Origin of the sequence: Streptococcus massiliensis DSM 18628, assembly GCF_000380065.1 — a bacterium.
Classification (GTDB): domain Bacteria; phylum Bacillota; class Bacilli; order Lactobacillales; family Streptococcaceae; genus Streptococcus; species Streptococcus massiliensis.
In genome coordinates, this window is sequence record NZ_KB904387.1 from 65166 (window position 1) to 78745 (window position 13580).

Consider the following 13580-nt stretch of genomic DNA (forward strand, 5'->3'; position numbering starts at 1 on the left):
TCGTTGTCCCACCCCCGCGATGCCTATTAGGCTTGTGCGGAGTCTGTAAAGACGAACGAAGAAGCCAAGAGGTTACCGCGTCTTGCAGATAATCCGAATTAATTTTAGAGGCTGAGAACTATTGTCCCAGCCTCTTGATATAATAAGAATGATTTGATGGTATGTGAGGAGCAAAATGAAACTACTGTATACGGATATTCGGAATCCTTTAACTCCTATTTTAGTAGGAGAGGCCCAGCGCTTAGTGGCTGAGGGGCGGCGTGTTTTTTACATCGCTCCCAATTCTTTATCCTTTGAAAAAGAACGGGCCGTTCTAGAAAAATTGGAAGGAAGAGCTTCTTTTGCTATTACAGTGACACGTTTTGTGCAGATGGCGCGTTATTTGATTTTAAATGACACCAGCCAACGTAAGGGACTGGATGATGTAGCTCTGAGTATGCTTTTCTTTAAAATTTTATCTGAACTGGGTGAGCAAGCTCTCAAGGTTTTCGGACGAATCAAACGAGACCCAGCTTTTATTCAGCAACTGGTTGAGCTTTATCATGAGTTGCAGACTGCACAAATGACTTTCTCAGATTTAGAATTACTGGACAGTCCGGAGAAGCGAGCTGATTTGATGACCATTTTTATGGAAGTAGAAAAAGCCATGTTAGAGCAGGAATTGGCAACCACTTCGCCACTGAATGATCTGATGCGAAAGATTGAGGCAGAGCAAGTGGAGACAGACTTAAGCAAGCTAGCTTTGGTTATTGATGGTTTTACTCGTTTTTCAGCAGAGGAAAGTGCTTTAATTAGCTTATTTCAGCGCAAGGGTGTAGAAATCGTAATTGGCGCTTATGCTAGTAAAAAAGCCTATCAAGCTAGTTTTATTGAGGGAAATCTTTATCAGGCTAGTGTGCTTTTCTTGCGCGATTTAGCAGTGAATTTTCAAACGAAGCCAGTTTATGTAGAAGCAAATCAAGGGTTAGCCCCTTTTACAAAAATTTCTCGACAGTTTGAAAGTTGCTATGATTTTAGTCAATCAGAGGAAAATTTAGATGAAGCGGAACGTTCTGTTTTGCACCTATGGAATAAAGGCAATTCAAAAGAAGAATTAGAGGCAGTGGCACAGGATATTCGTAAGAAAGTGCATAATGGCGCTCGTTATAAGGATTTTCGGCTACTTTTAGGAGATGTAGAGTCTTATCGTCTGCAGCTTGGAACTATTTTTGAACAGTATGAGATTCCTTTTTACTTGGGAAGAAAGGAGTCTATGGCAGCTCATCCCTTAGTCCATGTTGTAGAAAGTTTGGAGCGACTGAAACGTTATAACTTTAGGCGAGAGGACTTGCTCAATCTTCTTAAAACGGGTCTTTACGGACAATTTGCTCAGGCAGATGTGGATAAGTTCGAGCAGTATTTGCGCTACGCTGATATTAATGGACAGGCTAAGTTTTCTCACGATTTTACTGCTAATGACGGGAACAAGTTTGATTTGACACATTTGAATGCTCTGCGTGTGGCAATTGTGCAACCCTTACTAGATTTTTTCAAGACGCGGCGTCAATCAGCAGGGGCATTGCTTGAGAAATTTACGAACCTATTAATCACTAGTCGTTTATCTGAAAATTTGTCGCTTTTAATCAAGGATGAACCTGCCTTTATGGTTGAGCGACACGAGGAAGTTTGGAAAGCATTTTGTCATATTTTAGAGCAAGTGGAGGAAGTTTTTTCGGAAAGCCAGTTGACTGTTGACGATTTTTTGGCTTTGGTGCGTTCAGGCATTTTAGCTGCCGATTATCGCACAGTTCCTGCCACAGTTGACGTCGTGACAGTCCAGTCTTACGATTTGATTGAGCCACGATCAGCAGCTTATGTTTATGCTGTTGGTCTGACTCAGGGAAATTTTCCAAAAATCGTACAAAATACCAGCCTCTTATCAGATGAAGAACGACAATTTATTAATGAACAATCGGCTGAGACCAGTAAACTTCAGATTGCCAGTCAGGAAAATCTGCAAAAAAATCATTTTACAGCGATTTCTTTGCTTAATGCAGCAGAAAAAGAGCTTGTTTTGTCTGTGCCGCAGTTTGTACAAGAAAGTGAAGACACCATATCTCCTTACATCAAAGAATTATTGGCTTTAGGCTTTCCTTTTGAAAAAAATACAACTGATTTTGATATGGGAACTTATCGCGGCTTGCTTTCGCGTTTGGTTGAGCAATATCAGACAGATATTTCAGACGTATGGAATGAAGAAGAACAAACTTTCTGGATAGTGGCTGGGCGTGTATTGAGGCGTAAACTGGAGCAAGAAGGGCTTGAAATACCAGTCTTAACAGGAAAGCCAAAAAGTCAACCTTTGGAACAGGAAACTTTAAATAGGCTTTACCCTGCTGACCAAGCACTAGAGTTGTCAACATCTAGTTTAACCGAGTTTTATCGCAATCAGTATAGTTTTTTCCTCAAATATATTTTACGTTTGCAAGAGGAAAATAGCATTCATCCAGATGTTCGAGCTCATGGGAATTTTTTACATCGGGTCTTTGAACGCGTCATGCATGGGGCTGACAGTCAGTCTTTTGATGAGCGCCTAGCAAGAGCAATTGCTGAGACAGAGCAAGAGCAGCCCTTTCAGTTCTTATATGAAGAAGACAATGAAAGTCGTTTTGCGCGTGAATTGTTAACTGAAACGGCATATGCAACGGGGCAAATCTTGAAGGAAAGAGGAAATATCGTTCCCCTTCGAGAAGAATTTTCTTTTGGTAATGATCAAACTTTTTTGACTTTGGAAGAAGGACGAAAACTTTCTATCAGAGGGAAAATTGACCGCGTTGATCAACTGCTGAGTGATCAGAGTTTAGGGGTAGTTGACTATAAATCAGGTGCTAAAAATTTCGATTTCAAGGACTTTTTCAATGGGCTAAATTCCCAATTAGTAACCTACTTGGAGGCTTTGCGGCAAGAAAAATTGACGTCTACTAGTGATTTCTTTGGAGCTATGTACTTGCATATGACTGACCCACAAATCAAACTAAGCGAAACCAGATCTATGGGAGACATTGTGGCTAAAGCGGAAAAAGAATTGGAGTACAAGGGACTCTTTTTGGCGGATAAGGTGGCTGAGTTGACAGGTCCATATGAGAAAAATAAAGTACGGATTCTCAGTCGGGAGGATTTAGAAGTGTTGTTGGCTTACAATGATTTACTTTATAAAGCGGCAGCTCAACAGATTTTAGCAGGACATTTTGCGATTAATCCTTACACAGAAGACGGACGTTCGATTGCACCTTTTGTTGAGCAACATAAGGCCATTACAGGATTTGAAGCCAATCATCATTTCAGTCAGGCACGGAAATTATCAAAACTGAATCAAAATGTAAGAGGTGACAAGCTCCGTCAAGCTTGGATAGACAAGATGAAAGAGAAGTTAAGTAAATGAAAAAAATTCCCTTTTTGACACAGGCAGAGATTGTAGACTTGCAGGCGGCTGAACAGGTGTCGGATAAAGTACAAAAGCGTACACCTGAACAGATTGAGGCTATTTATAGCAGCGGCGAAAATATTTTAGTATCTGCCTCAGCGGGTTCTGGAAAGACTTTTGTCATGATTGAACGAATTTTGGATCAGATCCTGCGAGGAGTAGAAGTAGGTCAGTTATTTGTTTCTACTTTTACGGTTAAGGCAGCGGGTGAGCTGAAAGAGCGGCTTGAAAAGAAACTTCAAACCGCGATGAATCAGACGACTGATGATGAACTCAAGCGTCATCTGGCACAACAATTAGGTCAAGTTTCTACAGCAGATATAGGAACCATGGATGCCTTTGCTCAAAAGTTGATCAATCAACATGGCTATTTATTAGGCATAGCCCCGCACTTTCGGATTTTGCAGGATGCAAGTGAACAACAAATACTAAAGAATGAAGTGTTTGCTAGTTTATTTGACCAGTATTATGACAGTGATCAGGCAGAACTATTTAAGAAATTAGTCAAAAATTTTGCAGGAAATCGCAAGAATAGCAACGGATTTCGTACACAAGTCTACACAATCTATACTTTTCTGCAATCAACAGCTGATCCGCAGACTTGGCTGGCAGAAACTTTTCTCAAAGGAAATCAGGAAATTGATAGTGCAAAGCTATCTGAAGAGCTCTTGCAGGCTGTCGCTGCTGGAATTTATGATTTAGAGGATTTTCTTAAGACACATTTGACTTATGAAGCAGAAGCTTTTGGCAAAGCTAAATATCTGGAAAATATTCAGACTGTCTTAGACAAAATTTCGGAACTTAGTCTTATACCCAATCGCGAGGAATTACAGGCTTGTTTGAGCGCAATTTTACAAGTTGCCAAGGGAAACTCCCTGACGAATTTGTCTAAAAAAGAAGAGCTGCTTGAGCTAAAGACAGCCTATAATAATCGCAAAAATGAGAAAATTGCACATCTTCGTGACCTAGAGCAGGAGCTGTACCTGTTTGAATTTCAAGCAACGTATCAAAAAGAAACCCTGCCTTTACTGGCACTTTTACGAGATTTTGTGGCAGATTTCTCTGAGCAATATTTAACTCGAAAAATAGCTGAAAATGCTTTTGAGTTTTCGGATATTAGCCACTTTGCCATTCAACTTTTGGAAACATTTCCCAAAGTGGCAAAAGCCTACCGTGACAAGTACCATGAGGTTATGGTCGACGAATACCAAGACACCAATCATATTCAAGAGAGAATGTTGGAGCTTTTGTCAAATGGGCATAATCGTTTCATGGTAGGAGATATCAAGCAGTCTATTTACCGTTTTCGTCAGGCTGATCCGCAAATTTTTAGCAGTAAGTTTAAACTTTATCAGGAAAATCCACAAGCGGGTAAATTAATCGTTCTTAAAGAGAATTTTCGTTCTCATAAGAGTGTTTTGGCTGCGACTAATAGCCTATTTAAACGACTGATGGACGAAGAAGTAGGAGAAATTGATTATAACGAAAGCCATTATTTGTTAGCAGGTAGCCCGAAGCAAGAAGAGGAGAAACCAGAAAACCAAACTGAATTTTTAATATATGATACCGACGAAAAGACGAATGACTCAGACATGGCTCCGGGTGAAGTTCTCCTTGTCATCAAAGAAATTATTCGCTTGCACAATCAAGGGGTGGCTTTTAAAGATATCACTCTTTTGGTGCCGTCTCGGACTCGCAATGATTTGATTACGCGGACATTTGAAGAGTACGGCATTCCCTTGGTCAGTGATAGCGGTGAGACGAATTACTTAGAAGCAGTTGAGGTGATGGTTATGCTAGACACCTTGCGCACGATTAATAATCCTCTCAATGACTATGCTCTGGTTGCTCTTCTTAAGTCGCCGATGTTTCAGTTTACCGAGGATGAGTTGACACGGATTGCTCTGCAAAAGAGGAAAAAAAGATCAGATGGTCAGGAAATTTTAAGGCAGATAAATCTCTATCAAGCTCTGCAAGCAACCCTCACATACAGTGGCGCTTATCCTGACTTGATCACAAGTCCTTTGTATGAAAAAATCCAGCGTTTTGATACATATCTGTTGAAATGGCGGCATTTTTCCAAGACTCATTCCCTCTATGAGCTGATTTGGCAGATTTACAAGGATCGCCTTTACTACGATTATGTAGGAGCTCTTCCTAACGGTGCGGGGCGTCAGGCCAATCTTTATGCCTTGTCTCTCCGAGCTAATGATTATGAAAAAACAGGATTTAAAGGCTTGTCTCGCTTTATCGCAATGATTGACAAAATTTTAGAAAGTCAGAATGATCTTGCTAGTGTTGTGACGCCTGCTCCACAAGATGCTGTTAGTCTAATGACTGTTCATAAGAGTAAAGGATTAGAGTTCGACTATGTCTTCCTCTTGAATATGGACAAAACTTTTAATAGATTGGACACTACAGCCCCGCTTATTCTTAGTCGGAAACAGGGGATTGGGATTAAATATTTAGCCAAACTTCCTCTTCCAACAAAGGGAAAATCGCTTCTTTCAAATGTGAATATTCAACTAGATACTTTTCTTTATCAGGCAAATAAAAAAGAGTTAAAATTAGCAGCTTTATCCGAGCAGATGCGCCTACTCTATGTAGCTATGACACGGGCTGCCACCAAACTCTATCTGGTCGGAAAAGGCAGTCAAAAAGCTTTAACTGATAGATACAATGACAAGCGTGAAAATGGTCGTTTAGCAGCCAGCACTCGGTCAAATTTAAGTAGTTTTCAAGATTGGGTTTTAGCTATTCAGCAGGCATTTTCAGGTGAAAACTTACATTGGGAGTTCCGCTTTGTCAGTGACGAAGATTTAAAAGCAGAAAAAATAGGTCAATTAGATCTACCAGTTCTACCTTTGGATGACCTCACTCATAATCGCCAGTCAGAAAATATTGCACGGGGACTGGATATAATGGAGAGTGTCGAACGCCTTAATCAGCGCTATCGAGCTGCAATCGAGTTGCCCACTGTGCGGACGCCAAGCCAGATTAAAACGCTTTATGAGCCAGTTATGAAAAGTGATGGTTTACAAATTATGGTTGGGAAAAGTAGTCAGCCCGATTTTAGTTTGCCACATTTTGGTAAGCAAAATAAGGTTACGGGTGCTCAAATTGGGAGTGCTGTTCATGAACTCATGCAGCGTTTACCTTTGACTCAGCCCATGACTAAGGATTTGATTGAAGAAACTCTTACATATGTCCAAGCTGATCAGGCGGTTAAAGAAAAGATTGATGTGGATAATATTCTTGCTTTTTTTGAAACCGATTTGGGGCAGTTGATTTTAGAAAAGCAAGATTTGGTTCGACGTGAAGCACCTTTTGCTATGTTGAAAAAGGACGAAGCGAGCGGTGAGGATTTTGTCGTGCGGGGAATTATTGATGGTTATATTGAGTTGGGCGACCGTATCATTCTCTTTGACTACAAGACTGATAAATATAAACACCCTTGCGAAATGGTTGAACGTTACCGTCAACAAATGAACCTTTATGCTGAGGCGCTGCACCAGTCTTACGGTATAGACGAAGTTGAAAAGTACTTAATTTTGTTGGGCGGAGAGCGAATTGAAGTAGAAGAAGTGGACGGAGGGGAAGATTAATATGCGCGACAACCACTTACACACCAATTTTTCCTATGATTGCGAGACGGATTTTCGCGATTATTTGGAGCATTATGACGGCGAAATTGTGACCACCGAGCATTTTGACCTGTCCAATCCCTACGGCGGCAAATCTTGCGACGATGTACCCGATTATGAGGCCTATTCTTTGAAAATAGCAGAGCTCAAGCGCCAGTACGGTGACCGAATTAAAAAAGGGATTGAAATCGGCTATTTTGCACCGCGCGAAGCGGACATTCTAGCCTATCTGGCGGACAAGGACTACGATTTGAAGCTCTTGTCAGTCCACCACAATGGTCGTTTCGATTATCTGGAGGATGCCGTTTTTGACCTAGATAAAAAGGTCTTTATCCCTCAGTATTTTGCGGATTTGGAGCAGGCAATCGAGCGAGTTCCCGCCCACGTTTTGGCACATTTTGATTATGGCATTCGCAAATTGCAAATGAGCGTCGAAGAGTTGAAATCTTTTGGGCCTGAGCTGCGGCAGCTTTTTCAGAAAATGATTGATTATGATCTTGCTTTCGAGCTCAACAGTAAGTCCATGTATTTATATGGAAACGAAGACCTTTATCGCTATGCCTTACAGCTCGTGCAAGAGCTAGGCGGACAGAAGTTCTCGGTCGGCTCAGACGGTCATCGATTGGAGCATTTTCGTCTTCATTTTGATAAAATAGAGGCACTCTTGTTAGAGTTTGGTATTAGTCAAGCACAAATTTTATAAAAAATATCCCTAAGTTATATAGCTTAGGGATAATATTTTTTGACAATTTCATTGACTTAAAGATACTGCATTATTAGTCTGCTATGGCAGCAGATTCAGCTTCGGCAGGAAGTTTTATTTCTTTGACCTTGTTAATGTTTGAATAAGTGACTTCCATGGTCATATGTGCTTTGCTTCCACTAGCTTCAATATCAGATTCCATGGTAACAGAAACGGGATTCTTGGTCTTCTTATTAATAACATAAGTAATATGAGTATTACTGAAAGTGGCATTACTTGCAGCAGAATTTGCTGAATTAATAGCTCCTAGCTGCTTTTTGAATACTTCTTGCAGAGCTTTACTTGCGTCTGGAATGTTAATGACATAGTTGCCATCTTTTTCTTCTATTTTTATACTATCAATAGATTTTTCTAATGCCTTAAAGTATTCCTTATTGTAAACTGCATTAGACTGGTCGGTTATTTGTGAAAGTTGAGCAGATGCATCTTGTTTAACCCAAGTATTTGTGTTAGGCATTTTTGCATAGAGAGAATTATCTTTTAGGTAAGCTTCTAATTTAGTTTTATTACCCAACATATCCATATCTATCTGCATTTTCGTCGTCAATGGTTCTTGGATCAAACTCATGTCTATATCCATGCCAATCGTCATTTCAGATGTAGAGGCACTAGCTTCTTTTGGAAGCTCTGCCTTGATCTTCATTTTCATTTTTGCATCCAAGCTTTTGATACTATCAGATTGCTTGACGATTTGATTAATAACTTCTTTTTTGTCAATTTGGCTAGAAGCTGAACATCCAACTACAAACAGCGAAAGTAAACTTACTAAAAGTATACTCCAAAGTCTTTTGCATTTCATAAGAATTCCTCCTTTTAACGATAATCGAGCAAGAAAGTAAATATTGTATTTTTACTGAATGAGCTCAAGTTTGCCTCCTCATCTATATTGTATCAAAATAGTTTAAAGAAAATCAAGCAAAAAGTAAGCGGTTGCAAGTTTGTGGTTTTTGACATAAAAAAGAGGTTTATTCAACCTCTGCTACATTATTTTCGTTTCATTTCTCCGTGCGGATAGTAAGTCCCTTCGGGCATATCGTTGATGAAAACGTGAATGGCTTCTTTGGGCACTTTGGCAATGCGGGAAACGACTTCGGTCACTTCGCGAGCAAGCTCGATTTTTTGCTCTTCTGTCCGACCTTCAAACAAATCAATTTTTACAAATGGCATGTTCAATTTCTCCTTTTTATTTAGGTACTAGATAAATTATAGCATATAAGTTTGATATTTAGTAACGAATTTTTTGTCATTGGATAAATCATGACCAAATTCGCTCCAAAATATGGTAAAATAAAGAAAGCATAATTTAGAAAAATGGGAAAAGTAGTTTAATGGCTCAATTATATTACAAATATGGCACCATGAATTCGGGCAAAACGATTGAAATTTTGAAAGTTGCCCATAATTATGAGGAACAGGGCAAGGGCGTCGTGATTATGACCAGCGCTCTGGACACGCGCGACGGTTTCGGCATGGTTTCCAGTCGGATTGGCATGAAGCGAAGAGCGCTAGCCATTGACGAGGAGACCGATATTTTTGGCTATATTGAGAAAATGCCTGAGAAACCTTACTGCGTTTTGATTGACGAGGCGCAATTTCTCAGCCGACATCATGTCTATGATTTGGCACGAGTGGTGGACGAGCTAGGTGTTCCGGTCATGGCTTTTGGTTTGAAAAACGATTTTCGCAATGAGCTTTTTGAAGGTTCCAAGTATCTTTTGCTCCTCGCAGACAAGATTGATGAGGTCAAAACGATTTGTCAATATTGCTCCAAAAAAGCGACTATGGTGCTACGGACAGCAAACGATAAGCCAGTTTACGAGGGTGAACAAATCCAAATCGGCGGCAACGAAAGCTACATTCCCGTCTGCCGCAAGCATTATTTCAACCCACCTATGTTAGAAAATAAAAAGGACTAAGACTCCAAAGAGAGGCAGATAGAAAATGAACATTTACGAACAGTTGCAGGCGGTGGAAGACCGCTATGAAGAATTGGGCGAGCTGCTCAGTGACCCAGATGTCGTCAGCGATACCAAGCGTTTCATGGACTTGTCCAGAGAAGAAGCGAGCACGCGCGACACGGTGACGACCTACCGCGATTATAAAAAAGTGCTTCAAAATATCAGCGATGCTGAGGAAATGATTAAAGACGCTTCTGGCGACGCAGAATTGGAAGAAATGGCGAAGCTAGAGCTGAAAGAGGCTAAGGCAGAAAAGGAAGAATACGAAGAAAAGCTGAAAATCCTCCTCTTGCCTAAAGACCCTAATGACGACAAGAATATCATCTTAGAAATCCGCGGCGCGGCTGGCGGTGATGAGGCTGCTCTCTTTGCAGGCGACCTTTTGACCATGTATCAGAAGTATGCCGAAAGTCAAGGCTGGCGCTTTGAGGTCATGGAGGCCTCCATGAACGGTGTCGGCGGCTTCAAGGAAGTCGTAGCTATGGTATCAGGGCAGTCGGTTTATTCTAAGCTCAAGTATGAAAGTGGTGCTCACCGTGTGCAGCGGGTGCCGGTCACTGAAAGTCAAGGGCGCGTTCATACTTCCACGGCGACTGTCCTGGTCATGCCAGAGGTAGAAGAGGTCGAATACGATATTGACCCTAAAGATTTGCGGGTGGATATTTACCATGCTTCAGGTGCGGGTGGGCAAAATGTCAACAAGGTAGCGACTGCGGTGCGCATCGTCCATTTACCGACCAATATCAAGGTGGAAATGCAGGAAGAACGTACCCAGCAGAAAAACCGTGACAAGGCCATGAAGATTATTCGGGCGCGGGTGGCTGACCACTTTGCGCAAATTGCCCAAGACGAGCAAGACGCAGAGCGTAAATCGACGATTGGAACGGGTGACCGCTCGGAGCGTATCCGCACTTACAATTTCCCGCAAAATCGAGTGACCGACCACCGCATCGGGCTGACCCTGCAAAAATTGGATACGATTTTGTCTGGAAAATTGGACGAAGTGGTGGATGCCTTGGTGCTTTACGACCAAACGCAAAAGCTAGAAGAGTTAAACAAATAATGAAACTGGCACAAGTTTTTGCTGATTTGGAAGGAAAGCTGGCGGCAGTAGGAGAAGAACCTGAAAGTCTAGCCTTTGTCTATCGTTCGCTTAAAAACCTGTCTTTCACAGATTTTATTTTGTGCTTGCAGTTAGACGCAACGGAGCAAGATGTCGCTTTTCTGCAATCCATTTTTCAGCAGTTGGCAGCGCATCGTCCCGCCCAATATATCCTTGGAAAAGCTGATTTCCACGGTTTGGTTTTTCAAGTCGATGAGCGGGTGCTAATTCCGCGTCCAGAGACGGAGGAGTTGGTGGATTTGATTTTAGCTGAGAATGGGGCTGAGCAGCTGACAGTGCTAGATATTGGCACAGGCAGCGGCGCGATTGCCATTTCCCTGGCGCTTAGCCGTCCTGACTGGCAGCTGACAGCTTCGGACATTTCGGCAGAAGCGCTTAGTCTGGCGCAGGAGAATGCGCAAAACTTGCAGGCACAGCTTAATTTTCGTCTTTCGGATGTATTTGATAATCTGGACGGTCGCTACGACCTCATCGTCTCCAATCCGCCCTATATTGCCCACGATGACCAAGAGGAGGTCGGGCTCAATGTTTTGGCTTCCGAGCCGCATTTGGCTCTCTTTGCAGATGAAAATGGCGGCGCTATTTATCGAAAAATCGCAGAACAAGCCAGCCAGCATTTGACCGAGCGAGGCAAGATTTATCTGGAAATCGGCTACAAGCAAGGAAAAATCGTAAAAGAATTGTTTGCAGCCCAGTTCCCAGCCAAGCGGGTGCGGGTCTTGCAAGACCAATTCGGACAAGATAGAATGGTGGTGGTCGACAATGGATGAACTGGCGCGTATTTTAGCAAAGGGCGGCGCGTTGGTGCTGCCCACAGAGACAGTTTACGGTCTTTTTGCTCAGGCGCTTGACCAAGCGGCGGTTGAGCACGTTTATCAGCTAAAAAGTCGGCCGCGCGACAAGGCGCTCAATCTCAATGTGGCTAGCTTGGCGGATATTTTAGCTTTTTCGCAAAATCAGCCAGACTATTTGAGCCAGCTCTACGACGCTTTTTTGCCGGGGCCGCTGACTATCATCTTGGAGGCCAACGAACGCGTCCCTGCCTGGGTCAATTCGGGCATGAAAACAGTCGGTTTTCGCATTCCTAGCCACCCTCAGACCTTGGAGTTAATCAGGCAATTTGGCCCTCTGATCGGACCGTCTGCCAATATCTCTGGGCAAGCTAGCGGCATTTCCTATGACCAGATTATGGCGGATTTTGGAGGCAAGGTGATTGGCATCAAAGACGATGCTTTCCTGACGGGACAAGACTCGACCATTCTTGATTTGTCAGGTGACCAGGCGCGAATTTTACGCCAAGGCGCCATTAGCAAGGAAGAGCTGCAAGCAGCTATCCCCCAACTCGTCTTCGACGATAGAAAGTGAGAATTTATGATTTTTGACAAACCCAACTACAAAGAATTTGACGCTGACCTTTGGGAAGCGATTGCCAAAGAAGAAGAGCGCCAGCAGCACAATATTGAGCTGATTGCTTCGGAAAATGTTGTTTCTAAGGCAGTCATGGCGGCACAAGGCTCCATTTTGACCAACAAATACGCCGAAGGCTATCCTGGACGGCGCTATTATGGCGGGACAGATATTGTTGATACGATTGAAGGGCTGGCTATTGAGCGCGCCAAGGAAATTTTTGGTGCTAAATTCGCCAATGTCCAAGCTCACTCTGGCAGCCAAGCCAACTGCGCGGCTTATATGGCGCTCATTCAGCCGGGTGATACGGTCATGGGAATGGATTTGGCGGCGGGTGGTCACTTGACCCACGGTGCGCCTGTCAGCTTTTCTGGACAGACTTACAATTTCGTTTCTTACAGCGTTGACCCTGAGACGGAGCTGCTTGATTTTGACGCGATTTTAGAGCAGGCAAAAGAAGTGCAGCCTAAGCTCATCGTTGCAGGGGCTTCTGCCTATTCTCATATCATTGATTTTGCAAAATTCCGTGAGATTGCAGACGCTGTGGGTGCCAAGCTCATGGTGGATATGGCGCACATTGCTGGGCTAGTAGCAGTCGGGCTTCATCCGAGTCCCGTCCCTTACGCCCACATCACGACATCTACGACCCACAAAACCCTTCGTGGACCTCGCGGCGGCTTGATTTTGACCAATGACGAAGACTTGGCCAAGAAAATCAATTCTGCTATTTTCCCAGGTATCCAAGGTGGGCCACTGGAGCATGTTGTAGCGGCAAAAGCAGTAGCTTTCAAGGAAGTTTTGGATCCAGCCTTTAAGGACTATGCTCAGCAGGTTCTGGACAATGCCAAGGCTATGGCTGACGTTTTCAATCAACATCCGAATTTCCGCGTCATTTCAGGAACAACTGAAAATCACCTTTTCCTTGTTGATGTGACCAAGGTCGTCGAAAATGGAAAAGTCGCGCAAAATCTCTTGGACGAAGTCAATATCACTCTCAACAAAAATTCCATTCCTTACGAAACCTTGTCTCCTTTCAAAACGAGCGGCATCCGGATTGGTACGGCGGCAATCGCTGCGCGTGGCTTCGGTGTGGCAGAGAGCGTCAAAGTGGCAGAGCTCATTATCAAAGCGCTGGAAAATGCTGATAACGAAGCAGTTCTCGACCAAGTCCGCGCTGATGTCAGAAATCTGACCGACGCTTTCCCACTCTACGAGGACTAAA

At 42.9% G+C, this 13580-nt stretch carries 10 protein-coding genes; 8 read left to right on the forward strand and 2 right to left on the reverse strand.

Translation table 11 applies throughout. The annotated features are described in order from the left end of the window. The first annotated feature begins 175 nt into the window (after nt 1-175). From rexB to A3I3_RS0105475, 3 genes are read left to right on the forward strand one after another with little or no spacing between them, the layout of a single operon-like run. The gene (rexB, locus tag A3I3_RS0105465; RefSeq protein WP_018371728.1) at nt 176-3421 is read left to right on the forward strand and encodes an ATP-dependent nuclease subunit B; all 3246 of its coding nucleotides are present in this window, start codon (nt 176-178) and stop codon (nt 3419-3421) included. Continuing rightward, nucleotides 3418-7068: a helicase-exonuclease AddAB subunit AddA gene (addA, locus tag A3I3_RS0105470; protein WP_018371729.1), complete on the forward strand. Its 3651-nt coding sequence runs from the start codon at nt 3418-3420 to the stop codon at nt 7066-7068. Before rexB ends, addA begins: the two co-directional genes overlap by 4 nt. Nucleotide 7069: 1 nt before the next feature. After that, nucleotides 7070-7810, forward strand: a complete 741-nt coding sequence (locus A3I3_RS0105475; RefSeq protein WP_018371730.1) for a PHP domain-containing protein — start codon at nt 7070-7072, stop codon at nt 7808-7810. A gap of 73 nt (nt 7811-7883) precedes the next feature. Here A3I3_RS0105475 and A3I3_RS0105480 read toward each other — a convergent pair whose 3' ends face one another. Together A3I3_RS0105480 and A3I3_RS0105485 are read right to left on the reverse strand one after the other, a co-directional pair. Continuing rightward, nucleotides 7884-8669 (reverse strand): DUF6612 family protein, encoded by a 786-nt coding sequence (locus A3I3_RS0105480; RefSeq protein ID WP_018371731.1) that lies wholly within the window; start codon nt 8667-8669, stop codon nt 7884-7886. Nucleotides 8670-8854: 185 nt separating this feature from the next. Then, complete coding sequence (locus tag A3I3_RS0105485; RefSeq protein WP_018371732.1) at nt 8855-9037, reverse strand: 4-oxalocrotonate tautomerase; 183 nt, start codon at nt 9035-9037, stop codon at nt 8855-8857. A gap of 161 nt (nt 9038-9198) precedes the next feature. On the opposite strand from A3I3_RS0105485, the gene A3I3_RS0105490 reads away from it, so the two are divergent. Genes A3I3_RS0105490 through glyA form a run of 5 tightly spaced genes read left to right on the forward strand, consistent with a single transcriptional unit; the run spans nt 9199 to nt 13579 of the window. After that, nucleotides 9199-9786, forward strand: a complete 588-nt coding sequence (locus A3I3_RS0105490) for a thymidine kinase (RefSeq protein WP_018371733.1) — start codon at nt 9199-9201, stop codon at nt 9784-9786. 25 nt (nt 9787-9811) lie between these two features. After that, nucleotides 9812-10891: a peptide chain release factor 1 gene (prfA, locus tag A3I3_RS0105495; RefSeq protein ID WP_018371734.1), complete on the forward strand. Its 1080-nt coding sequence runs from the start codon at nt 9812-9814 to the stop codon at nt 10889-10891. Beyond that, nucleotides 10891-11721, forward strand: coding sequence for a peptide chain release factor N(5)-glutamine methyltransferase (gene prmC, locus A3I3_RS0105500; RefSeq protein ID WP_018371735.1), 831 nt, complete (start codon nt 10891-10893; stop codon nt 11719-11721). The genes prfA and prmC overlap by 1 nt, the downstream gene beginning before the upstream one ends. Further along, nucleotides 11714-12316: an L-threonylcarbamoyladenylate synthase gene (locus A3I3_RS0105505; protein WP_018371736.1), complete on the forward strand. Its 603-nt coding sequence runs from the start codon at nt 11714-11716 to the stop codon at nt 12314-12316. The genes prmC and A3I3_RS0105505 overlap by 8 nt, the downstream gene beginning before the upstream one ends. A 6-nt stretch (nt 12317-12322) precedes the next feature. Then, the gene (glyA, locus tag A3I3_RS0105510) at nt 12323-13579 is read left to right on the forward strand and encodes a serine hydroxymethyltransferase (protein WP_018371737.1); all 1257 of its coding nucleotides are present in this window, start codon (nt 12323-12325) and stop codon (nt 13577-13579) included. The last annotated feature ends 1 nt before the right edge of the window (nt 13580 follow it).

What these genes read in the sequence shown, in the direction of transcription:
- rexB (WP_018371728.1), top strand. Translation starts at nt 176, where the DNA reads ATGAAACTACTGTATACGGATATTCGGAATCCTTTAACTCCTATTTTA.
- A3I3_RS0105480 (WP_018371731.1), bottom strand. Translation starts at nt 8,669, where the DNA reads ATGAAATGCAAAAGACTTTGGAGTATACTTTTAGTAAGTTTACTTTCG.
- glyA (WP_018371737.1), top strand. Translation starts at nt 12,323, where the DNA reads ATGATTTTTGACAAACCCAACTACAAAGAATTTGACGCTGACCTTTGG.
- A3I3_RS0105475 (WP_018371730.1), top strand. Translation starts at nt 7,070, where the DNA reads ATGCGCGACAACCACTTACACACCAATTTTTCCTATGATTGCGAGACG.
- A3I3_RS0105490 (WP_018371733.1), top strand. Translation starts at nt 9,199, where the DNA reads ATGGCTCAATTATATTACAAATATGGCACCATGAATTCGGGCAAAACG.
- prfA (WP_018371734.1), top strand. Translation starts at nt 9,812, where the DNA reads ATGAACATTTACGAACAGTTGCAGGCGGTGGAAGACCGCTATGAAGAA.
- prmC (WP_018371735.1), top strand. Translation starts at nt 10,891, where the DNA reads ATGAAACTGGCACAAGTTTTTGCTGATTTGGAAGGAAAGCTGGCGGCA.
- A3I3_RS0105485 (WP_018371732.1), bottom strand. Translation starts at nt 9,037, where the DNA reads ATGCCATTTGTAAAAATTGATTTGTTTGAAGGTCGGACAGAAGAGCAA.
- addA (WP_018371729.1), top strand. Translation starts at nt 3,418, where the DNA reads ATGAAAAAAATTCCCTTTTTGACACAGGCAGAGATTGTAGACTTGCAG.
- A3I3_RS0105505 (WP_018371736.1), top strand. Translation starts at nt 11,714, where the DNA reads ATGGATGAACTGGCGCGTATTTTAGCAAAGGGCGGCGCGTTGGTGCTG.